This is a genomic window from Devosia chinhatensis (genome assembly GCF_000969445.1).
GTDB classification, from domain to species: Bacteria; Pseudomonadota; Alphaproteobacteria; order Rhizobiales; family Devosiaceae; genus Devosia; species Devosia chinhatensis.
The window spans coordinates 192,684-215,383 of record NZ_JZEY01000061.1; the positions used below are offsets into that span (position 1 = coordinate 192,684).

The following is a 22,700-nucleotide window of genomic DNA, read 5'->3' on the forward strand; positions in this document are numbered from 1 at the left end:
GTCTTAGTACCCCAGGTCCTTGCGGCGCTCGTATTCACCGGCCGGATCGTCGGCAGAGGTATAGAGCTTGGACTCGGTGATGATGAACTTTTCCGGCTCGGTGCCATCGGCCCAGTAGGCGGCCAGGACATCGAATGCCGGACCGGCCATGTTGGGGGTCAGTTCGACCGTGGCATTGGCTTCGCCAGCGGCAATGGCGGTGAAGATATCGGGCACGGCGTCGATCGAGACCACGAGGATATCCGTACCGGGCTTGAGGCCGGCATCCTTGATTGCCTGGATGGCGCCAACGGCCATGTCGTCATTATGGGCATAGACCGCGCAGATATCTGCGCCACCATTCTCCGCCTTGATGAAGCCTTCCATCACTTCCTTGCCCTTGGAGCGGGTGAAATCGCCGGTCTGGCTGCGGGCAATGGTAATATTACTGGCGCCGGCAATGGCCTCCTCGAAGCCCTGCTTGCGGTTGATCGCCGGGGTCGAACCCACGGTGCCCTGCAATTCGACCACCTTGCAGTCGGCGCCGGCAACATTGTCCACCAGCCACTGGCCGGCCACGCGACCCTCTTCCACCTGGTCCGAAGCGACGGAGGCGAGGTAAAGTTCTTCCGGCGCATCGACACCGCGGTCGAGCAGCACGACGGGAATTTCAGCTTCCTTGGCCTCTGTCAGCACGTCATCCCAGCCCGTGGCCACCACCGGAGCCACGAGGATGGCATCGACGCCCTGAGCAATGAAGCCGCGGATCGCCTTGATCTGGTTTTCCTGCTTTTGCTGCGCGTCGGCGAATTTGAGATCGACGCCGCGCTCCTCTGCCTGCTGGCGGGTCACGGACGTTTCAGCGGCACGCCAGCCCGATTCGGAACCGATCTGCGAAAAGCCGACAACCTTGCCGGAAATGTCCTGCGCCAAGGCAACAGAAGACAAGGCGGTAGCGAGGCTCGCCGCGATGGCGAGCTTGGTAATGATGCTCACGATGAATCCTCCCAAAAGCCGCCCGGCGTTTGCGCTTCAGGCGGTAAAGGGACGCTACATAAAGTACTATTATATGTAAAGTAGGATTGTTTAGGCGTAAAATGGGGCATTCCGAAGGTCCTCGAAATGCCCCTAGCGTCTGTAAGAGCGAAGGTTTTGCTCAGCCGCGAGTCACAGCAGAATGGTAGTGCTCCAGCACTTTCGCCCCATCCACGCCGACACAGATCGTGTGATGCGGACGGCCCTCCCAGGCTGAATGCACGCCTCCGCGCTCGGCGGGCCAGAGCGCTGTCTGCCCTACGGCCAGACCCTCCCGCACCACCGCGATGGCGCCACGACGGACCTCGAACCATTCTGGGTGGAGCGCGTAGGTCACCGCCAGAAGATCATGACCGACCACGCCGGAGAGACCCATAACGTTCATATAGAACTTGGCGTAGTGACCACACATCTGGCGCAGCAGTTCGGCATTTTCGCCGGCCTCGTCCGCCAGGCGCGCGAGATAATCACTGTCGAGGATGATATCGTGCGTGACGTCGAGCCCCACCACGGTCACCGGCCACTCGGCCATGAAAATCTCATCGGCGCCCACTGGGTCGCCATGAATATTGGCTTCTGCCAGCGGGGTGATGTTGCCGCTGCGCCCCTGATAGCCGAAGGCGCCACCCATGATGATGACCTGCTTGGTCAGCGTCGCCACGTCCGGTGCCTGGCGAAGGGCAAGAGCCAGATTGGTCATGCGACCCACTGCGATGATCGTGACCTCGCCTGGATGCGCCCTGACCGTATCGATGATGAACTGGCTGGCCGTGCCGGCATGCAGACCAGCTTCGTCGACTGGAGGAATATCGATGTCGCCTAGGCCGTTGTGACCATGGACGGCAGCGGGTTCCTCCTTGACCACCTCATCGAGGGTAAATTCCGCACCCCTGACCACCGGCGCCACAAGGCCGAATTTCTGTCGCAGGAACAGGGCATTGCGCGTAGTGTCCGCAATGCTCGCATTGCCCACGACGGTGGTGATGCCGAGAAGCTCGATTTCAGGGAGCTTGCTCAGGTAGAGCAAAGCCATGGCATCATCGATGCCGGGGTCGGTATCAAAAATAACTTTCATTCACATCGCCGTCTTTGGTCGGGAATAGGCTTTATCCCGGTCTCGTCTTATTGTCTGTTTGCTCTTCTAGCATCAAGCCGCTTGACTATCGACGTTTTTTGACCAAACGATCAAAAATAGATCGTCGGCATTCGGGAGGGAAACCATGCGCTTCGGATACAAGGCATCGGCGGAGCAGTTTGCCCCCAACGACCTCCTGCGGTTCGCCGTCGAGGCCGAAGAGGCCGGCTTCGACTCGGTCTTCGTGTCCGACCATTTCCAGCCTTGGAAACATACTGACGGCCACGCGCCTTTCGCCCCGGGCTGGATGTCTGCGGTCCTCGCCCGTACCGAAAAGATCATTCTTGGCACCTCGGTTCTCACCCCTACCTTCCGCCTTCATCCTACGGTGGTCGCCCATGCCTTCGGCACCATGGGCGCGATGTTTCCCGGTCGTGTCATCCTCGGCGTCGGCACGGGCGAAGGTCTCAATGAAGTCCCGGCCACCGGTATGGATTGGCCTGAGCTCAAGGAGAGATCGGCGCGCCTTCGCGAAGCGGTTAAACTCATTCGCCAGCTCTGGACAGAGGACCGCGTTTCCTTCGAGGGGCAATATTACAAGACGGTCAACGCCACCATCTACGACAAGCCCGTCGAGCCCGTGCCGATCTACATTGCCGCCGGTGGTCCCCTGAACGCAAAATATGCCGGCCGCGCCGGTGACGGCTTCATCTGCACGTCCGGCAAGGGCGCAGAGCTTTATGTGGATCAGCTCCTGCCCAATGTCGAAACCGGCCGGGCCGAAAGCGACCTCAGGGACAAGCCCTTCGAGCGCATGATCGAGGTCAAGGTATCCTTTGACACCGACCCGGAGCGAGCGCTGAACGACACGCGCAATTGGGCGGCGCTTTCCCTTTCTGCAGAAGAAAAGCACTCTGTTCAGGATGCCGAGGAAATGGAACGCCTGGCCGACGCCTTGCCGATTGAGCGCGTGGCCAAACGCTGGATCGTGTCCTCCGATCCCGATGAGCACGTTGCGGCAATCAAGACCTATATCGACTACGGCTTCGACCATCTGGTCTTCCATGCACCAGGGACGGACCAGAGCCGGTTCTTGGGCCTCTATGCCCAGGAAATTCTGCCCCGGCTTCGGAAGCTGGTGGGATAGATGACGACGCCCCGAATTTGCCAATACCGCGACCCATTCCCCCCTTGGCAGGGGGGGGATAGCTGGGGGTGCAGGCCGTGACCCCTCGCATCTCCGTATGGGGCATTACGGGGCTTCCAGAAATCGCTCCCCGTGATGACCTTGTTGCCATAATTGCTGGCGCGGTTACTACCCAGGCCGCCACCGACCCCGATCTGGCCCTGCAATCGGGCGACATCCTCGTCGTTACCTCGAAAATCGTCTCCAAATCCGAAGGCATGCAGGTGCCGGCCGCCGAGCGCGAGCAGGCAATAGCCGCTGATACTGTCCGCGTCGTAGCCGAGCGCGTCCATCCTGGTGGCAACTTCAAGATCGTGGAAACCCGCCAGGGCCTCGTCATGGCGGCCGCCGGCATCGATATGTCGAATGTTCCCGAAGGCGTGGCCCTGCGCCTTCCAGCCGACCCCGATGCCTCGGCCCGAGCCCTGTGCGCCGGCCTTCGGCAAAGGCTTGGCATGAATATCGGCGTCATCATTACCGATACGATCGGTCGCGCCTGGCGCGTGGGGCAGACGGACATGGCGATTGGCGCGGCCGGGTTGCAATTGACCGACGACCTGCGCGGCGCCAATGACGCCAATGGCCGCCCCCTGCACGTAACCCAGGCCGTGATTGCCGACGAGATTGCCGGGGCCGCTGATCTGGTCAAGGGCAAGACCACCGGCATTCCGGTGGCGGTCGTACGCGGCATGGGGCGCTTTGTTCGCGACCTGGACGCGCCCGGCGCCCGCAGCCTCACCCGCACCGGCGATGATGACATGTTCCGTTTCGGCAGTGCCGAAGCCTACCGCCTCGGCTATGAGGCGGCGATGGCCGAGATCAAGGCCAAGAGCGTCAAACAGGATGAGATGCCATGAGATACGCGGCTTTTATTCCCCTTGTGCTGGCTTTGACAGCCTCGCCCACCCATGCGGCTACACCCTATCCGCTGGTTTTGGACAATTGCGGGACAGTTGTCGAATTCGACGGTCCACCGCAACGGGTCGTCACCCTCAAGTCTACGGCAACCGAATTGCTTCTAGCCCTCGGGCTCGCCAATCGCATCGTCGGCATCGGCTTTCAGGACGGCCCCCTCCCCGAGAGTTTGGCCTCTGCCGGTGAAGGCCTGAAAATTCTATCCGACAAGCTTCCGAGCCAGGAAGTGGTTCTCGAAAGCGAACCGGACTTCATCTATGGCGGTTGGGAAAGCAATTTTGCCGCCGACGGAGCAGGCGAACGCCCGATCCTGGCCGAACTGGGCGTCGACACATACGTCGCGCCGGCCGCCTGTCGCTCCATTGCCCCCCCGAAGCTCACATTTGACGGCCTCTTTGCGCAGATCGCAGAGATGGGCGCCATCTTCGACATCGAGGACACGGCCAACGCGCTGATCGCCGAACAGCAGGCGCTGCTCGACGGTGTGACACGAGACCCGCGAGGGCTCACCGCTCTCTGGTATTCTTCGGGCACCAAGACGCCTTACGTCGGGGCGGGCACGAATGCGCCCGATATGATCATGTCGGCGCTGGGACTGGAAAACATCTATGGCGCGGTGGGCGAGGGGTGGACTTCGGCCAGCTGGGAGGCAATCGTCGATGAAAATCCCGACGTGATCGTGTTGGTCGACGCCGCTTGGAACCCGGCAGAACAAAAGAAGACTCTGCTCGCTGAAAACCCGATCACCAACAAGCTCGATGCCGTCGTCAACGAGCGCTACCTCATCATACCCTTCCCGGCATCGGAAGCAGGCATTCGCAATGTCCCGGCAGTGCTCGACATGGCCGCGCAACTGGCCAAGCTGTCCTTTGAGCGCTGAGCCTCGAGTTAAACTAGTTAAATGTCCCATTGGCCCGGATCGTGTCTTATGGCCGCCGATTCGGAAGGATGGGGCATGGGTTTGCAATTCGAGGTGGTCGATCTTCGGACCGACCTTATCTGCGCGTCTGAAATGGTCGAGGGCGCAGCATCTCCAGAGGAGGCAGCCCGCAGGGTCCTGGGTATCGATGTGTTTCGCAGCGGCAAGCGTCAGGATCTGGTCGCTCGCGTCTATTGGCAAAGGCGGGGCGAACCAAAAAACATGGTTCGACTCTATTCAAGACCGTATTTTCAATAGGGGCCGGAACGGGCAGATAATCGCGCCGAGACGCATGCCAATCGGCACCGCTCAATCGTGAAGCATCTCGTCCTGCCCGGGCTTGGTGTCCTGCTGCTGCTCAGCGCCGTCGCTGCGGTGACGATGGGCCCGGCAAGCCTTACCCCGCAGGAAGTGGGCATGGTTATCCTGCATCATCTGGGCTTGCTTGCTGAGAGCCCGGTGTCGCGGCTGCGCGATGCCATCGTCTGGGAACTGCGCCTTCCTCGGGTGCTGACGGCAATGGCCGTGGGCGCAGGACTTGGACTATCGGGCACGGTGATGCAGGCATTGACCCGCAATCCCCTGGCCGACCCCTACCTCCTCGGTCTGTCATCGGGAGCCGCTCTCGGCGCCGTGCTGTTCCTGCTGGCGGGCTTTACACTCTTCATGCCGTTTGGCGCCTTTCTGGGCAGCTTGGTGGCATTGGGCCTGGCGCTTCTGGTTGCAGGCCTACTTGGCGGCGCAACTCCGTCCCGGGCTATCTTGGCCGGCATCTGCATTTCGGCGCTCGCTTCTGCGGCGACCTCATTTCTGATCTTCTGGTCGGCGACGGGCGACAGCTACCGCGAAATTCTCTCCTGGCTGCTGGGATCGCTATCCGGGTCGCTTTGGGGAGACGCAGCACTGGTTGGTGCAGCGCTCCTGGTTTGCGCGCCGATCATCCTTGTGTGCGGCAGGGCGCTTGACGCCTTCGCTTTCGGTGACAGGGCCGCGGCAGCTCTGGGCATTGACGTGCCTCGGCTGCGCTGGACGCTGCTGGGCATCACCGCTTTGCTGACCGGACTTATGGTCGCGATCGGCGGGGCAATCGGCTTCGTCGGACTGGTCGTTCCGCACGCCGTGCGGCTGGCGATCGGGTCACAGCACCGGCGCCTGCTACCGCATGTCATGTTGGTCGGAGCAATATTCATGCTGTGGGCCGATACAGCCGCCCGCACCCTGTTCGACCCACGCGAATTGCCGGTCGGCATCATCACGGCTCTTGTGGGGGCTCCGGTTTTCCTCCTGGTTCTGCTGCGCTACCGGAGGGTAACATGAGCGTGGAAGTGGAAGGGCTCGAGATAACCCGCAGCGGGAGGGCCATCCTTTCAAGAGCCACCTTTTCAGCTCCATCGGCAGCGATCACCGGGCTGATCGGGCCTAACGGCGCGGGCAAGTCCACCTTGCTGGGTGCTCTGCTTGGGTTGCTTCCTGCCAGTGGGTCGGTTCGGTTCGATGGGCAGGACCTGCTCGCGATGCCCAGGCGCGACCGGGCCCGCCTCGCGGCCCTGGTCGAGCAATCCTCCTTCACAGAAGAGCGCCTCAGCGTACGGGACGTGGTGGGATTGGGGCGCATCCCCCATCAATCGGCCCTCTCTCTGCTGGAGGATGGCGAGGGCGCCGCGATCATCGATGACGCCCTCGCCCAAACTGACCTCTTGTCATTCTCGTCAAGGCGGTTCGACATGCTTTCCGGAGGCGAACAGCAGCGCGTTCATCTGGCACGGGCCCTTGCGCAGCAGCCGCGCCTGCTGATGCTCGATGAACCAACTAGCCACCTCGACATCAGTGCCCAGCTCCAGCTTTTCGCCCTGCTGCAACGGAAGGCGCGAAGCGGGATGACGGTGATTATTGCACTCCATGATCTCAACCTGGCATTGCGCTTCTGCGACCATCTTGTCCTTGTGTCCGGTGGCACAATCGCGGCCTCCGGATCTTCCCAAGAGATCCTGACGCCGCATTGGCTGGAATCGGCGTATAATGTCCGCGCCCGGACGGTCGCAGACCCGATCACCGGCCGGCCGATCCTCGTCTATGACGAGGCTGCGGCTGCGAAACCGGATTGACAATCTTCACCACGCCCCTAAAAATTTGATCAGCTGGTCAAATTTATTGGCCGTCAAGGGAGCGCGGGAACACATGGAATTCGGTATCACCTTCAAGGGTTTCATCGAGCACGAACGGGCGCGCTATCTGGTGCGGGCCGCCGAATTTGCCGGCTTCTCCTATTGCTGGTTCTATGACAGCCATATTCTCTGGCGCGACTGCTATTCCGCCATTGCCATGTGCATGGAACACACCACCGACATGCGGTTCGGACCGCTCGTGACCAATCCCGACGTGCGCGACTGGTCCGTCGCGGCCTCCATTTTCGGCTCGCTGTCCAAGCAATCGGGCGGGCGCTTTGATCTTGCCGTCGGTCGTGGCGACAGTTCGATGCGCGTCATGGGCAAGAAGCCAGCGACGTTGAAGCGCGTCGCCGAATTTATCGACAAGACCAAAGCCATGGTGCGCGGCGAAGAAGTGACCTATGGCGAAATTCCTGCCGCCGTGCAGTTCCCCTGGGCCGTGGGCCATGACATGCCCAGCTGGATTGCCGCCTATGGGCCGCTTGCTCTCAAGACGGCGGGCGAAAGTGCGGACGGCGTTGTTCTCCAGATCGCCGATCCGGGTCTATGCAAATGGTTCACCGACCAATGTATTGAAGCCGGCACGGCCGCTGGCAGGGACATGTCCGCTTATCGCTCAATGGCTGCAGCGCCCGCCTATTTCGGTGACAAGAAACGCGCCATCGAAAAGGTGAAATGGTTTCCCGCCATGGTCGGCAACCACGTTGCCGATATCGTCGAGAAGTATGGCTCTGACAGTGATAAGGTTCCCGCAAGCCTGACGTCCTATATCGAGAAGCGCCGCGGCTACGATTATTCCAAACACGGCCAGGCCGATAACCCCTATCTCGACTTCATCACCGACGATGTCGTGGAGAGCTTTTGCGTCCTGGGAGAGCCGGAAGACCACATCACCAAGGTGCGCCAGCTCAAAGCTGCGGGCGTTACCCAGTTCAACATCTATCTCGACAGTGGTGACGAAGAAGAAATCATCGCCAATTACGGGCGCCACGTCATCCCGGCCTTCCGCTGACTGCGGTCGGAAGAGGCCCGGGTCGTCGCGGCATCAACTGAGCCACTTTGTGATCAGTGCTAAACCGTATCTTGTACAAAAATTAGCCTTTGGTTTACTTTCGTTACCCAAGGTTAAAACGTGCAAATCAGCAGGCAGAACGCCGTTGTTGCAGCAGTTTAATGCAGTAACCGGATCCTCGTCACATGCACGGCAGGACTTTATCGGCGGCATCGGCCCAACGGCTGGGAAAGGGCCTTGCATTGGCCCTCGCCTTTGCATGCCTCCTTTCCGGCTGCGCCTCGACGCGTGATTTGCCGACGCGTGAGGCCAGCATCATCAACCCGGCCGCCGCCGTGATCATTCCCCCACCGGGCGGACCAGGCATTGCCAAGGTCGTGTCGACCACCTTCCCCAATGCCATCCGGCAGGACATCTCGCTCGTGACCCAGGCCCGCACGGCCGGGGAGAACAAGATTTCGGTCATCCTGTTCCAGGACCGCGGCGGCGACGGCAGCGACGCGCGCCTGCGCGATATCCCCTTCACCAATGTGAACCTGACCCAGGAAGCGCTGACCGCCTGGCCCGATACCGGGATGGCCGTTTCGCCCTACTACGTCCAGAATGCCTATGGTCCCTTCGGTTACGCCATCGGCAAGCCGGCCAATGGTGATACCTGCATTTATGCCTGGCAGCGGATCGAGCCGACCTTACGCCCCTCCGGCGCCACCGAGCGCGGCACTATCGTTATCCGTTTGCAATTGTGCCGCCAGAATTCCAGCGAGCGGCAATTGCTCGAAATCATGTACCAGCTACGCCTCGACGTCAGTGTCTTCCCGCCCGGCCGGGGCGCCGCACGGGTCGGGGCGCTGACCGCGCCGATCGTGCCGGTGGGCGTGCTTGGTTTCGAGGAAGTCATTCCCAGCGCCAGGCCAGTCGTCCGCAATCAGACCCCGGCTCGCCCAGCGCCGCAGGTGAGTACACCCGCGCCTGCGCCCGTCATCGCGGCACCACCGCCGGGCGCGCCGATCGTCCCGTCACCCACTGCATCGGGCTCAGCAGGCAGCGGAACTCAGGTTCCCGCCCCGTCGTCCGGCTCCGTCATCGTCCCTTCGCCCCCGGGTGGATCAAACTAGGCTGCTCGCGCCGCGGAAGTTCAAGTTGACCAAAGCATTTTCCATTCTGATCTGGCTCCTGGTGTCGGCAACGACCTTTGTGCTGCTGACCATCCCGGTCAGCCTGCAGGTGCACCTGGTGATGGCGGCGCTGCTGATCCTGCTCATGGCGGTGATCAAGCTACTGCGCCTCGAAGGCAATTGGCGCCTGCTGCTGCTCGCGCTGGGCACCATTATCGTGCTGCGCTATGCCTATTGGCGCACCACGAGCACCCTGCCCCCGGTCACCCAGCTGGCTGACTTCATTCCCGGTCTGATCCTCTACCTCGCCGAGATGTACTGCATCCTGATGTTGTTCCTCAGCCTCTTCGTCGTGATCAAACCCATTCCTCCGCGCCCCTCCATGAGACTCGCTCCGGATGAAGCGGTCCCCCATGTTGACGTCTTCATCCCGACCTATAACGAGGATTACGCTTTGCTGGCCGGCACATTAGCCGCCGCAAAGGCCATGGATTATCCCGCCGATCGCTTCACCGTTTGGCTGCTCGATGATGGGGGCACCGAGGCCAAGCGCAACGATCCGGATCCGGACAACGCAGCCGAGGCCCTCGATCGCTATAACCAGCTGCGGCAATTGTGCGACGAACTAGGCTGTCGGTACCTCACTCGCGCTGAGAACAAGCACGCCAAAGCGGGCAATCTCAACAACGGACTTGCCCATTCAAGCGGCGAATTCATCGCCGTCTTCGACGCCGACCACGCTCCGGCCCGCGACTTTCTTCAGGAAACCGTCCCCTATTTCGGCCGCGACGCACGGCTGTTCCTGGTGCAGACGCCGCACTTCTTCCTCAATCCAGATCCGCTGGAACGCAATCTGCGCACATTCGAGGTGATGCCCTCGGAAAACGAGATGTTCTATGGCGTTATCCAGCGTGGCCTCGACCGCTGGAACGCCGCATTCTTCTGCGGGTCGGCAGCGCTGTTACGCCGCGAGGCGCTCGAGGTCACCCAGGGCTTTGCTGGCCGGTCCATCACCGAGGACTGCGAGACCGCCATCGAACTGCATAGCCGCGGCTGGAACTCGATCTATGTCGATAAACCGCTGGTGGCCGGATTGCAGCCGGCGACCTTTGCCAGCTTTATCGGCCAGCGGACCCGCTGGGCCCAGGGCATGATGCAGATCATGCTGTTCAGCTTCCCTCTGTTCAAGCCTGGGCTCAAACTGGTGCAGCGGCTGAGTTACATGTCCAGCACCATGTTCTGGCTGTTTCCGCTGCCGCGGATGATCTTCCTCTTCGCCCCCTTCTGCTACCTCTTCCTTGACCTGCAGATCTTCACCGCTTCGGGTGGCGAGTTCGCCGCCTATACGCTCACCTATGTGCTCGTGAACCTGGTGTTGCAGAATTCGTTGTTCGGGCGCTGGCGTTGGCCGTGGATCTCGGAGCTCTACGAATATATCCAGTCCGTGCACCTCTTGGGCGCGTTGCTCTCGGTGCTGCGCAATCCCAGCAAGCCGACCTTCAAGGTGACGGCCAAGGATGAAAGCGTTGACAAGTCACGCCTGTCCGAACTGGCCCGGCCATTCTACCTGATCTTTCTCCTTTTGCTGCTCGCCGTGGCCATGACGATCTACAAGATCGGGGCCGAGCCGTACCGGGCTGAAGTGACCATGGTGGTCGGGGGCTGGAACATCTTCAACCTGATCCTGGCCGGTTGCGCCCTGGGTGTTGTGTCCGAACGGCGCGAAATCCGCGCCAGCCGCCGTGTGAATATCGAGCGGCGCTGCGAGGTGCGCGGAGCGGACGGCGCTTGGGTCCGTGGCACGATCACCAATGTGTCGAGCGGGGGACTGGGCGTTCGGCTGGCCGCCGGCTCGGCCGGGTTGGCGCGCGGTGCACCCACCACGCTGCGCTTCAATCCCCTTTCCGATACGGGTGCCAACGAACTGGCCATCTTCATCCGCTCGGTTTCCCCCGAAACCAAAGGTGCGGTCCTGGGCTGCCGCTATATGCCCGAGCGCGGACAGGATTACCGCCTCATCGCGGATCTGCTCTACGCCAACTCGGCGACATGGCAACAGCGCCAGCGCAGTCGCCAGATCAATATCGGCATTATCCGCGGCACAGTGCGTTTCCTGGCTATAGCCTCCTACCAGACGGCCCGCGGGCTGAGCTACCTACTGCGCTTTGGTCGCGGAAAGGCTGTCGAACATGAATAAGCGCGCCAGCCTGTCGCTGCTTTTCCTGGCCGGACTCATGGCTTCGGCCCATGCCCAGCCGGCCCCCTTCGACATGACGCCGGAAAGCGACCTGCGTATCCCGACGCCCGAGCCTGCGCCGGCGCCCAGTCCGGTTCCCACCCCGGCCATTGTCGCAGCGCCGTCCCAGCCGTTTTCGCGCTACATCAACGACAGTTCCGCCATTCGCCTCGAGGGAGAGGAGAGCCGGGAATCGGTGATCGTCTATCTGACCGAGGCCCAGGCTGCCGCCCCTGCGCGTTTCGAATTCAGCTTTCTCAACTCCTTGGTTGTGGCGCCGGAATATTCTAGTTTGCGCGTGCGCTTCAACAATACCGAGATTTCAAGTTCGCCGCTCGCCGCCTCCTCCGAACCGGCCAGTCGGTCCATCCAGGTGCCTGCCGGCATTCTCAAAGCCGGGCCGAATGTCATCGAGTTCCGCGCGACCGAGCGGCACCGCACCGATTGCTCGATCGACTCCACATATGAATTGTGGACCCAGATCGAAAGCAACGCTGTGCGCCTGCTTTTCGAAGGCGACAACCTCTCCCGCCTCTCCCGCCTGTCCGATTTGCCGGCCATCGGCGTCGATGCCGATGGCGAGACCCATATCCGGCTGATCAGCGCGCCTCTGACCAATCCGGAAACAGCGGAAGCCGCCGTCAAGCTGGCGCAATATCTGGCGCTGGCCATGCGGGTACCCGAACTGGTGCTCGAAGAAGCCGAGACGCTGTCCGAAGGCTTTCAGAGCGGCACGCTCGATGTGATCCTGCTGCCGGCCGACGACCTGCCGGCTGGGTTGGATGCCATGCGCGGCCAAGCCTCGGCCGGCCCGATCGCTGTGCTGACGACCCTGGCAAGCGGCGCCAGTACGCTGGTCATCAGCGGCCCGGACTGGGCCTCGATCACCCGCGCCAGCGAAGCCCTGCATCCGGGCGAGACGGCACTGGCCTCGGTGCCACGCATAGATCTCGTCTATCCCCATCCCGTCATGCTCGGCAGCCAGACGGTTTCCCTCGCAGCCCTTGGCACCGAGACCGCCGAATTCAACGGGCGCCGGCTCACCGCTGATTTCCAGTTCGAATTGCCGGCAGACTTCTACGCCAATCGCTATGGTGCGCTCGATCTGGTGCTGGACGCCGCCTATTCGTCCGACATCCTGCCCAACAGCGAGATCGACATCTACACCAATGGCCAGATCGCTTCGGCAACGCCCTTGCTGCGGACCGATGGCGGGCAATTGCGGGACACGGTCATCCGCATCCCCATGACCAGCCTGCGCCCCGGACGCAACGAAGGGGTTATCGCGATCAATCTGCAATCGGCCTCGGACGCGGTCTGCAGCCCCGGCTGGACCGGCCAGGCGCCGGTGCGCTTCGTATTGTCCAACAGTTCCCAGCTGCGCTTCCCCGACTATGCGCGGGTGGCCCAGGTGCCGGACCTTCAGGTCCTTGCAGGCTCGGGCTGGCCTTATGCCGATGCCCAATCCGTGCCGCTCGTCGTTGGTGGCAGCGCTGATTCAGTGCTTTCAGCCATGATGTTCGTCGCCCGTATTACCGCTGCCTCGGGCCGGATTCTGCCGCTCGATATCGTGCCCGCTACTGAACTCACGCCGGACCGAGATGGCCTTGTGATCATGCCACTGGGCGAGATGCCCCCGCCGATCAGCACCCGCACCGGCATCGCCACGGCGATGACCGCGAGCGATACCAGCGCTCTCGACCGCTTCAGCGGCGAGCGTCAGGACGTGCCGTTTGCCGAACAGGTCGACGCGGTGCTGGGTTACTTTGGCCTGCAACGCTCAGACCTGCGCCTGTTTGCTGGCCCCGAACCGCTGTTCGAGGTGTCCGCCAATACGACCGTGCTATCGCAAATGCGCCAGGGCGAAGGCGGCATCTGGACCATTCTGACCGCCAACGATGCGCGCAGCCTGCGCAGCGGCACCGAGCAATTGATCATCACCCAGCGCTGGCGAGAAATCGGCGGGCGGATCAGCGCGATCTCAAGCGGCGGCGATGCGCTCACCGTCGTGCCCGCTTCGCAGGTGATGCTGGCCGAAACTCAGCCTTTTTCCTTTGCCAATGCGCGCCTGATTGCAGCCAATTGGTTCTCGGGCAATATTGTCTACTTCACGTTGGCCATCATCGCAGCAGCTGTCCTTTTGACATTGGCTTCCTCCGCGGTGCTTTCACAATTGGGGCGACGCCAATGAAGCCGCTCAAGGCCGCACTTGTTTTCATCGGGCTGCTGGGGGCCATGCCGGCAATGGCGCAATCCGTCATCACGCCCGAAGAATGGCGGAGCTATGTCGAGGCCTATGTGTCCGCAGAAGGCAGGGTAATCGATACCGGCAACGGTGATATCAGTCATAGCGAAGGCCAAGGTTATGGCCTGATGCTCGCTGCCCTCGCGGGTGACCGCCCCACCTTTGAACGCATCTGGAGCTTTACCGCCACCGAAATGCTGGTGCGTGCCGATGGCCTGTCGGCCTGGCGCTGGGAGCCGGACAAGCGGCCCCGCGTCACCGACAGCAACAATGCCACCGATGGTGACATGCTCATCGCCTATGGCCTGCTGCTGGGCGCACGGGCATGGAATGACGGCCACTATTCTGACCTGGCGCTGCCCATTATCCGCACCATTGGGCGCACCATGCTGATCGAAGCGGAGGGCATGCCCGCCATCCTGCCGGGTGCCGAAGGTTTCGTGCGCGACGCTGATGCAGGCGGGCCGGTGCTCAACCCGTCCTATTGGATTTTCGAGACCTTTCCCGTCTTCGCAGAAATCGATCCGGTGATCGATTGGATGGCGGTCAGCGATACCGGGCTCGATATCCTCCGGCGGGCCCAGAATTCTGCCGCCGGCATTCCTGCCGACTGGATCCAGCTCGACGGCGCAGATAGCGAAGGCCCCGCAGAAGGTTTTCCGCCAGAATTCGGCTATAACGGTATTCGGGTGCCGGTCTATTTGATGCGGGCCGACCTGGCGCTCGAACTGCTCGAACCGTTTCGGCGCCATGCTGGGCCGGAGGGCCTTGCCAAGATCGACGTGACGACGAACGAAGCCATAGAGCCAATCACCGAGCCCGGCTACCGCCTGATCGCGGCGACCATGGATTGCGTGATCGACGGGACTGAAATTCCCGAGGACCTGAGGGTGATGGCGGCGACCAGCTATTACTCGGCCACGCTGCACCTGCTGCTGCTCGACCACCTGCGTCGGCACGAGCCCGCATGCCTGGGAGTTGAGGAGCCATGAGCCGGATTGCGTTTCTTATCGCCCTGGCTGGCATCGGCGGTTTTCTCTACGTTTTCGTGGCCGGCTCGTCCCATACCGCTCGGATCGAGGCCACCGAGCGGTCCTCGCCGCTGGTCGCCCAGGCGCCTATGCCCATCCAGACAACGATCGATACGCCTGCCGAGCAACAACCCGCGGCACCAGCCAACACATCGACCGCCACTCCCGCGCCACAAGCGGCACAGGCCAATGCGGTTGACGAAACAGCCTTGCGCTATTTTGCTCGCCAAGGCGATACAGAGCGCCTGCAGCGCGAGATCGAGCGCCTGCAGGCCCTCCATCCGGGTTGGCAACCTCCTGCCGATCCGCTGGCGGACGATTATGCGCCCGACGAGGACATCATCCGCTTGTGGGAACTCTACAGCGCCGGCGACTTTGCCGGTGCCCGGGCACTGATTGCCGAACGCCAGCAGCGCGATCCCGGCTTTGTGCCCTCCCCGGATCTTCTCCAGAGCCTGGCTTTGGGAGAGGCAGCTGCCCGCATGCGCAACGCCGCCTCCGTCGGTGAACATGCCACTGTCATCTCAATTGCGGCCAACAACCCGCAATTGCTGGTTTGCGCGAGCATCGATAATCTCTGGACCTTGGCCGAAGCCTTCGCTCGCACCGACGCCAAGGCGCGGGCTATAGACGCCTACACCTATATTCTGACCAATTGCACCGATCAGGCCGAGCGCTTTGCCACGCTGCAAAAGGCCATCGAACTTCTCGATCGTGCCGATCTTGAGCCTCTTCTGGCGCTGGAGCGGACCGACGCGGCAGGTGTGCATGAATTCGCCGACTTGCGCGTCGACCTGGCCCGACGGGCCATCGCCGCTTCTCTCGAGGAAAATGGCGCACAGCCGCTTCCCGCCGACGTGACGCTGCTGAGCCAGGATGCCACCAGCAGCGGCAATGCAGAGGATTTGCGGCTGCTTGGCTATTACGAGCTGGCCCGCAACCGGCCCAACGAAGCCCGACGCCTGTTCCAGAGCGCGCTGGATTCGGACCGTTCGGCGCAGTCCGCGGAGGCCCTTGGTGTCGCCTTACTGCAATTGCGCGATCCTGTGGCTGCCGAGGCGGCCATTGCCGACTATCGCAGCGAGAACGACACGATCGGCGAACTCTATTTGGCCGTTGCCGCCGCCATGCTATCGCAGGAGCCCCGCATTGACATCGGACAGGCGCCTCTGGGGCGGATCGTCGATGCAACCATGGCCGCGCGCAGTGCCAATGTGGCCCAGGAATTGGGCTGGTACGCCTACGCCTTCCAGCAGGTGCAGACCGCCTCGGAGTGGTTCGCGCTGGCGCTGACCTGGCAGGCCGACCTGGAACCGGCTGCCTATGGCCGAATGGTCGCCGCCAACGCTCTGGGCGACACCGCAACCGTCGAGACGATCCGAACGCAATGGAGCGGGCGATCAGCGCGCATCGCCGAATTTGGTCGCGCGACAACGTCGACTGCGCCGCCTGTGGCCATGCCCACTCCGGCGGAGGCAAGGCCCGTGCAGGCCGCGAGCCGGCCCGCCACAGCGCCGCAAACCGAAACGGTAGCCGCTGCTCAGGCGCCCCGGACATCCTCCGGGGCGCGGTCCTGTCAGAACTATGTTCCCGCCGCGAGCCTGTCGCCCGGTGCTGCCCTCAACCACGCCTGGTGCCTCATGGGCCTCAACCGCCCTGCCCAAGCCGTCGATCACTTTGCACGCGCGCTGCAATCGGGCTCCGAAAACACCCGCTCGGATGCCGCCTATGGCCAATCCCTTGCCTTTATCCGCCTCGGCCTGGGCAATGAGGCAGCGGTGGCTGCCGCAGCGGCACCGATCAGCCAGCAACGTGCTGCCGAACTCGAAATTGCCATTCTGACGCAGAAGGCCACAAGCGCCTACGGCATCGGCGACTACGCCCGCGCCATCGACCTGCTCGATGCCAGAGCCCGCTTCGCCGCCGAGCGCAACGACCTGCTGACGCTTCGAGCCTGGAGCTATTATCATCTGAGGCGCTTCGCAGAAGCCGAGCGGATTTTCTCCGCCGTCGCGGCGACAGGCTATGGCGACGCCGTCGGCGGACTGGAAGCAGCACGCAGCGCCCTGCGGATGCGAGCACCCTAGCTCTGGCGCTTATTATTCTCCATTTGACGGAAAATTTAGAAGGAAGTACCCTAGTGTAAAAGATTTAGGGTATGAGATGCTCATTGAAGGGACTATTTTAGGACAGGCAGCCTCATGGCACTGCCGCGCGATAAAGGCCATGGAGGCTGACGCGCATCGCTCCGGGGATTCCCACCTCTTTCCTCTGCCGCTGCCTGCATTCACCGATGTAGACCTCTATTTCAAGGATGAATCGAGCCACCCCACTGGCAGCCTCAAGCATCGTCTGGCGCGTTCGCTCATTCTCTACGGGATCTGCAACGGCCTGATCGGTCCAGAGACCGCCCTGGTCGAGGCCTCGTCCGGCTCGACTGCCGTAAGCGAGGCCTATTATGCCCGCCTGCTTGGTCTCAGGTTCTATGCCGTGCTGCCGTCCTCGACCACGCGCAGCAAGATCGATGCCATCGAGCAGCAAGGCGGAACCTGCCATTTCGTCGATGCGCCCGGTGCGATCTACGCAGAGGCCCAGCGTCTCGCCAAAAGCCTGGGCGGGCATTACCTCGACCAGTTCACCTATGCCGAACGTGCCACCGACTGGCGCGGCAATAACAATATTGCCGAATCTATCTTTCAGCAGATGACACTCGAGCGGCACCCGGTGCCCGCATGGGTGATAATGAGCCCCGGCACGGGTGGGACTTCTGCCACCATCGGTCGCTATATCCTTTATCGAGGTCTCGACACCAGCCTGTGCGTTCCCGATCCGGAATTCTCGGCCTTCTATGAGGGTTGGATCGGTAATGATCCAGACGCCACCTGTGACCGCGGCAGCGGCATAGAGGGGATCGGCAGGCCCCGCATGGAGGCTTCCTTCATGCCTCACGTCGTTGACGCCATGCTCAAAGTGCCCGACACCGCATCCATTGCCGCTAGCCGCGTGCTGTCGCGCCTGCTCGGACGGCGGGTCGGCGCCTCCACCGGTACGAACTTCATCGGGGTGCTCTGGGCAGCCTGCCAGATGCGTCGACAGGGACAGGCCGGCTCGGTGGTGACGCTGATCTGCGACAGTGGCGAACGTTATGTCCGAACCTATTACGATGATGCCTGGCTGGCCCGGCAGCAGATCGACATCGCGCCTGCCCAGGCACGCATCGAGGCCATTCTGCACACCGGTGAGTTCGACGATGCACTTCTGCTCGGGTGCAGCCAGCACGACTAGTTCCGGCGCGGCGGCCTTATGCGGAGGACGCCACCTTGTGCTCCTCGGCGACGTAGTTCTCGTTCCCCGTCTCCAGTGCACGGCGGACAGCACGCACGAGCGCTTCTGGCAGGCTGGGCTTATCGCAGAAGGCTGCGTTTGGATAGCGTGACGACAGACTATGCCGGCCTGCATGACCGGAGTGGAAGATGATCGGAACGCCCGCTTCGACCAGAACATCCGCCGCTGGAAAGACTTCGCCGTCATCAAGGCGAACATCGAGCACGGCACAGGCCGGCCGGTTCTGTTCCAGATAGGACAAAGTCGAGCGGACACTGGTGAAGGGCCCGTCTACGTCCCAGCCCGCTTCTCGAAGGCTGTCCTCGACGTCCATTGCGGTCAGAAGTTCATCTTCGACCAGCAGAATGTGTTTATCCATTGAATTCAATAACCGCTAGCGGGACGGACAATTCGTGGTGAAGCCGATTGCCGTCGACATGTGTGTGCAGATCCCCAGCGAGTTGCCGCGCAGATGTCCTGACCAGAATGGTCCCAAACCCGGCATTCTCGACATTTGGTACAGGCGTCGCGCGATGTTCCGTCCACACGATCACCAGTCGATTGCCCATAACCTCCCATCGCACGGAAAGGTTCCCCGCTTCAGGCCCTAGGACGCCATATTTCACCGAATTGGTCGCCCATTCATGCACAATCAAAGCGAAAGACGAGATGCAGGCTGCGCGCAGGAGGATCTTGGATCCTGAAACTTCCACATGGGCATGTCCGTCATAGGGGGCCAAGGTGGCTTCGATCAGTTCCTGGAGGCCGGACGCGTGTTCGCCTTGGGCTGATGTGGACAGGGAATGGGCGCGTCCCAGAGCAGCGATGCGCGAACCAATATCCTGGGCCATCGAGTCGACGGTGTCGTAATTTCGGGCGGCGATGCGCACCATGCCCGCGATCAGCGCGAAGAGGTTCTTCACCCTATGGTTCATTTCACGCAACATCACGTCGCGTGTTTCGGCCAATTGGTATTCAGGGGTAACGTCGATCGAGACACCCACCATGCGGCTGGTGCCCGCTTCCTCCACCAGCCGACCAAAGCCTCGGATCCAGCGATAGGCGCCGTCACCGGCCTTGAGCCGGAACGTCGCCTCGAAGTCCGATCTTCCTTCGGCAGCAATCTCGAGCTTGCCGATGACCATAGGCCGATCCTCAGGCACGATACGGGCCATGAGGTCGTCGAGCTCTGCATCGGCTTCAGCAGTTCCGAAAATGGCTTGTTCGCCACTGTCGAGAAAGGCACGGCCAGAAGCCGGACTATATTCCCATACCCCGATCCCGGCCGTACGCACAGCCATGTCCAACCGTTCGCGGCCCCTTTCGAGTTCGCGCTCCATCGACAGCAGGTCGCTGATCTCTGTCAGCACCAGGATCGCGCCATCGTTCTCGGTTGCCGTCAGTCGATAGGGATGGATGCGCAACGCAAAGGTGCGGGAGCGATCCTGGGTGTAAACACGGCGCTGAACCGGTTTGCCCGTTTTGGCCACCTCCTGCGCATCGGTAAGATACTGCGATGAAGACAGCCGGCTCGCGACTTCGGCAAAGGCACGCCCCTTATCGCCGTCCTTGAGTGGAAAGATGCTCGTTGCCGCATTGGTGAAGCTGCGAACGTTGAGATCGCGATCAAGCACCACCACCGCCAGATCGGTGGAATCGAAGAAATTCCGCAGGTCGGCATTTGCGACCGAGACCTGATCCACCTTCGTCTTGAGTTCGTCGTTGACCGTGGACAGTTCCTCGTTGGTGGACTGGAGCTCCTCGTTCATCGACATCATTTCTTCGTTGGAACTTTTCAGTTCCTCATTGGCGGTCTCGAGCTCTTCCACCGCGGCGCGCAGGCGATGCCGCGTCTGGCGCAACTCGCTTTCCATGGCCTCGAGCTGCTCGTCCCCGGCGCTGGCCTGCATGGCCTCGTCGTCGCTGAACGTGGCAAAGGGCGCCGATTCCTGAAACACGAAAAGAAAAGTTCTGTCGGGCAGCGGATCACACACCACCTCGGCGGTGACGATGCCGAAATCGGCCTGAATCTTGACATCGCGCGAGACCACGCGCCGCCGCGTCTCCTTCGCCTGTCGCAAAAGCGGCGTAATGACCTGACGCAGCCCGGGTCGGGCCAGCGACATGGCGCTGACGCTGTCCATGGGGCTGACGGGAAAGTCGAAAAACCGCCCAAGTCGGCCATAAGCCGAAAGGATCAACCCCTCTCCGTCCACCACCAGGCTCGCCGGGAGGTAGCGCTCCATAAGCCGTTGTCGCCCGGCCGATTCTTGTCTCTCCGCACGACGTCCGGGCTCCGTCTCGCGTGCCGAGCGACGCATTGTGGCATCGCTGCGCCCTCCGGGAAGCTCCATCGGATAGCTGGGAGAGGTACTGGACCGATGGAAGATGCGCGCTGGAGCATTGATGGCGTTGAAGAGATGATCGAACCGCCCGACGCTTTCGGACGGCCCGAGCACGAGGACCCCACCCGGCTTCAGCGCATAATGCAGAAGCGGCAGCACCGATTGCTGCAGCTTGTCGTTGAAGTAGATCAACAGGTTGCGGCAGGAGATCAGGTCGATCTTGGAGAAAGGCGGATCCTTGACCACGCTGTGATTGGAAAAGCGGATGCGGTCGCGAATCTGGGGGGCGATCGTGAAATGATCATTGTGCGGGATCGTATATTTCTCCCGCATGGCAAGGGGAATGTCGGCCATGGCCGAAATGGGATAGGCCCCATTTCGCGCGATCTGGAGCATCTGCTCATCGATATCGGTTGCAAAAATCTGCAATGACAGCGGGCGGCGGAGCCGCTCGGCCGCGTTGGCAAACAGCATGGCGTAGGAATAGGCCTCTTCGCCGGATGAACAGCCCGGAATCCAGACGCGAATGCCATCCTCATCGCTGTCTTCTTCCACGAGAGGACCGATGACCCGCTCGGCGACTTCCTTGAAGATAGCCTCGTCACGAAAGAAACGCGTGACGTTGATGAGCAGGTCGCGGAACAACGCCTCGCACTCTGTTCTGTCGGCCCGCGCGCGCTCAAGATAATCCCGGCCACTGGTCAGGCCGAGTACATGCATGCGCCGTTCCACCCGACGCACCAGGGTAGAGCGCTTATATCCCGAAAAATCGTGCCCGACCGCGGCGCGCAACACCTGGCACAGATCATCGACATGATCGGCGACCACCGAGGCTTCCTGTCGCTCGGCTCCCGAATAACGGTTGAAGAAAGCATGAAGACGATCGATGATCTCGCCGGGGGGCGCAACGAAATCCACGAGGCCCGTGCCGACCGCGGATACCGGCATTCCGTCGTATTTGGCTGTGGACGGGTCCTGCACCACGCTGATGCCGCCATGCTCCTTGATGGCGCGCAGGCCAGTCGTGCCGTCGGCACCGGTCCCCGAGAGAATGACGCAGGCCGCATTGGCCAATTGATCGTTGGCCAGCGAGATGAAGAAGTCGTCGATTGGCCGACGCAACCCGCGCGGCTGCTCGAAATCGGTGAGAATAAGACGGCCCTGCTCGATAGCGAGGCCATGGCCGGGAGGAATGATATAGACCGTGTCGGCCTCAACCTTCTCCCCACCCTCGCATTGCTTGACGACCAGATCCGTATGCCGGTCGATGAGCTGCGCCATCATGCTTTCGTGGTTGGGGTCGAGATGCTGAACCACCACGAAGCAAATCCCTGTCGTGGCCCCGGCCGCCGCAAACATGTCGCGTAGCGCCTCGAGCCCGCCGGCCGATGCGCCGATGCCGACCACCGGCACCCGTGCCCGACTCGGGAACGTTGCCTCAGGCTCCTTCGGGGCGGTGTTCAAGATCGCACATCCTCGAACTGGGCAAGGATCATTTTGGCTTGGGCGATGATGGCCGCAGAATTGCTCAGCGTTGCCAGGGATCCCTCGATCACAAGGCCGCTTTCCTGCAACACGGGAGAAAGGCCCGCAAGAGCGCCCGATAGCCCGTCGTCATACTGAGCGAGTAACGCCGGATGCGAACGGCTCACGTCAAACTGGGAGGCGAATATGAAGCACTGGTCGCCTTTGTGGTCACGCAGGCGCGACATGAACAGCAAATTGACGAACGGCTTGTCTTCCTTGGTGAAATTGACGATCGGCGTCCGCACCGACTGCTGATTGCGATTGTCTAGAAACTGGCGCAGATCGTTGCGCGCCTCACGGTTGTCCACGCGCCCATATCGGGGGGAAACCTGGAGAAAACGGCAATTCTGACCGGCAATTTCATCAAGGCCATAACCGGTCAATGTGCAAAAGGCGTCGTTGACCAAAAGCAGCTTGTTGTCCTCACTCACATCGGCCAGCGCTAGTGCGACACGCGCACCCTCGATGTAGTGTGTTAGTTCGCTCGATACGGAACGGTCAGCCACGCATGTCTCCAAGGCAAAGTGCGGACCTGCACATCCGCACCGCCCCTCATAACGCATCATCGCTGAAGATGTTCAACATTCG

18 protein-coding genes are annotated in these 22,700 nt (G+C 61.7%); 13 read left to right on the forward strand and 5 right to left on the reverse strand.

The features are described from left to right. Positions 1-3: 3 nt before the first annotated feature. A complete protein-coding gene (ytfQ, locus tag VE26_RS11320; RefSeq protein ID WP_046106263.1) occupies positions 4-975 on the reverse strand; it encodes a galactofuranose ABC transporter, galactofuranose-binding protein YtfQ in 972 nt (323 codons plus the stop codon). Between the two features lie 160 nt (positions 976-1,135). Continuing rightward, positions 1,136-2,089 carry a nucleoside hydrolase gene (locus VE26_RS11325; protein WP_046105394.1) on the reverse strand — a complete coding sequence of 318 codons (954 nt, stop codon included), beginning with the start codon at positions 2,087-2,089 and terminating at the stop codon, positions 1,136-1,138. A 145-nt stretch (positions 2,090-2,234) separates the two neighbouring features. Between VE26_RS11325 and fgd the strand changes: the two genes are divergently transcribed. The 13 genes from fgd to VE26_RS11390 all read left to right on the forward strand — a co-directional run bounded on the left by fgd (position 2,235) and on the right by VE26_RS11390 (position 18,201). Further along, positions 2,235-3,236: a glucose-6-phosphate dehydrogenase (coenzyme-F420) gene (gene fgd / locus VE26_RS11330; RefSeq protein WP_046105395.1), complete on the forward strand. Its 1,002-nt coding sequence runs from the start codon at positions 2,235-2,237 to the stop codon at positions 3,234-3,236. 77 nt (positions 3,237-3,313) lie between these two features. After that, the gene (cofE, locus tag VE26_RS11335) at positions 3,314-4,132 is read left to right on the forward strand and encodes a coenzyme F420-0:L-glutamate ligase (protein ID WP_152658825.1); all 819 of its coding nucleotides are present in this window, start codon (positions 3,314-3,316) and stop codon (positions 4,130-4,132) included. Continuing rightward, positions 4,129-5,070 carry a putative F420-0 ABC transporter substrate-binding protein gene (locus VE26_RS11340; RefSeq protein WP_046105396.1) on the forward strand — a complete coding sequence of 314 codons (942 nt, stop codon included), beginning with the start codon at positions 4,129-4,131 and terminating at the stop codon, positions 5,068-5,070. Before cofE ends, VE26_RS11340 begins: the two co-directional genes overlap by 4 nt. 48 nt (positions 5,071-5,118) lie before the next feature. Beyond that, positions 5,119-5,367 (forward strand): hypothetical protein, encoded by a 249-nt coding sequence (locus VE26_RS11345; RefSeq protein WP_046105397.1) that lies wholly within the window; start codon positions 5,119-5,121, stop codon positions 5,365-5,367. Between the two features lie 57 nt (positions 5,368-5,424). Then, positions 5,425-6,426 (forward strand): iron chelate uptake ABC transporter family permease subunit, encoded by a 1,002-nt coding sequence (locus VE26_RS11350; RefSeq protein WP_244465688.1) that lies wholly within the window; start codon positions 5,425-5,427, stop codon positions 6,424-6,426. Beyond that, on the forward strand, positions 6,423-7,214 hold the full coding sequence (locus tag VE26_RS11355; protein ID WP_046105399.1) for an ABC transporter ATP-binding protein: 792 nt from the start codon (positions 6,423-6,425) through the stop codon (positions 7,212-7,214). The genes VE26_RS11350 and VE26_RS11355 overlap by 4 nt, the downstream gene beginning before the upstream one ends. Before the next feature lie 73 nt (positions 7,215-7,287). Further along, complete coding sequence (locus VE26_RS11360; protein ID WP_046105400.1) at positions 7,288-8,289, forward strand: TIGR03842 family LLM class F420-dependent oxidoreductase; 1,002 nt, start codon at positions 7,288-7,290, stop codon at positions 8,287-8,289. Between the two features lie 293 nt (positions 8,290-8,582). Continuing rightward, complete coding sequence (bcsN, locus tag VE26_RS17170) at positions 8,583-9,404, forward strand: cellulose biosynthesis protein BcsN (protein WP_160297841.1); 822 nt, start codon at positions 8,583-8,585, stop codon at positions 9,402-9,404. 25 nt (positions 9,405-9,429) lie between these two features. Beyond that, entirely contained in the window at positions 9,430-11,601 is a 2,172-nt protein-coding gene (gene bcsA, locus VE26_RS11370) for a UDP-forming cellulose synthase catalytic subunit (protein WP_046105401.1), read from the forward strand. Continuing rightward, on the forward strand, positions 11,594-13,831 hold the full coding sequence (locus VE26_RS11375) for a cellulose biosynthesis cyclic di-GMP-binding regulatory protein BcsB (RefSeq protein ID WP_046105402.1): 2,238 nt from the start codon (positions 11,594-11,596) through the stop codon (positions 13,829-13,831). The genes bcsA and VE26_RS11375 overlap by 8 nt, the downstream gene beginning before the upstream one ends. Beyond that, on the forward strand, positions 13,828-14,877 hold the full coding sequence (locus tag VE26_RS11380) for a family 8 glycosyl hydrolase (protein WP_046105403.1): 1,050 nt from the start codon (positions 13,828-13,830) through the stop codon (positions 14,875-14,877). Before VE26_RS11375 ends, VE26_RS11380 begins: the two co-directional genes overlap by 4 nt. Next, on the forward strand, positions 14,874-17,003 hold the full coding sequence (locus VE26_RS11385; protein WP_052715858.1) for a hypothetical protein: 2,130 nt from the start codon (positions 14,874-14,876) through the stop codon (positions 17,001-17,003). The genes VE26_RS11380 and VE26_RS11385 overlap by 4 nt, the downstream gene beginning before the upstream one ends. A gap of 139 nt (positions 17,004-17,142) precedes the next feature. After that, positions 17,143-18,201, forward strand: coding sequence for a PLP-dependent cysteine synthase family protein (locus tag VE26_RS11390; protein WP_342018413.1), 1,059 nt, complete (start codon positions 17,143-17,145; stop codon positions 18,199-18,201). A 16-nt stretch (positions 18,202-18,217) separates the two neighbouring features. Here VE26_RS11390 and VE26_RS11395 read toward each other — a convergent pair whose 3' ends face one another. Genes VE26_RS11395 through VE26_RS11405 form a run of 3 tightly spaced genes read right to left on the reverse strand, consistent with a single transcriptional unit; the run spans position 18,218 to position 22,618 of the window. Beyond that, positions 18,218-18,619, reverse strand: coding sequence for a response regulator (locus VE26_RS11395; RefSeq protein ID WP_046105405.1), 402 nt, complete (start codon positions 18,617-18,619; stop codon positions 18,218-18,220). Then, positions 18,612-22,049 carry a chemotaxis protein CheB gene (locus tag VE26_RS11400; protein WP_244465689.1) on the reverse strand — a complete coding sequence of 1,146 codons (3,438 nt, stop codon included), beginning with the start codon at positions 22,047-22,049 and terminating at the stop codon, positions 18,612-18,614. Before VE26_RS11400 ends, VE26_RS11395 begins: the two co-directional genes overlap by 8 nt. Further along, entirely contained in the window at positions 22,046-22,618 is a 573-nt protein-coding gene (locus tag VE26_RS11405) for a PAS domain-containing protein (RefSeq protein ID WP_046105407.1), read from the reverse strand. Before VE26_RS11405 ends, VE26_RS11400 begins: the two co-directional genes overlap by 4 nt. Between the last annotated feature and the right edge of the window lie 82 nt (positions 22,619-22,700).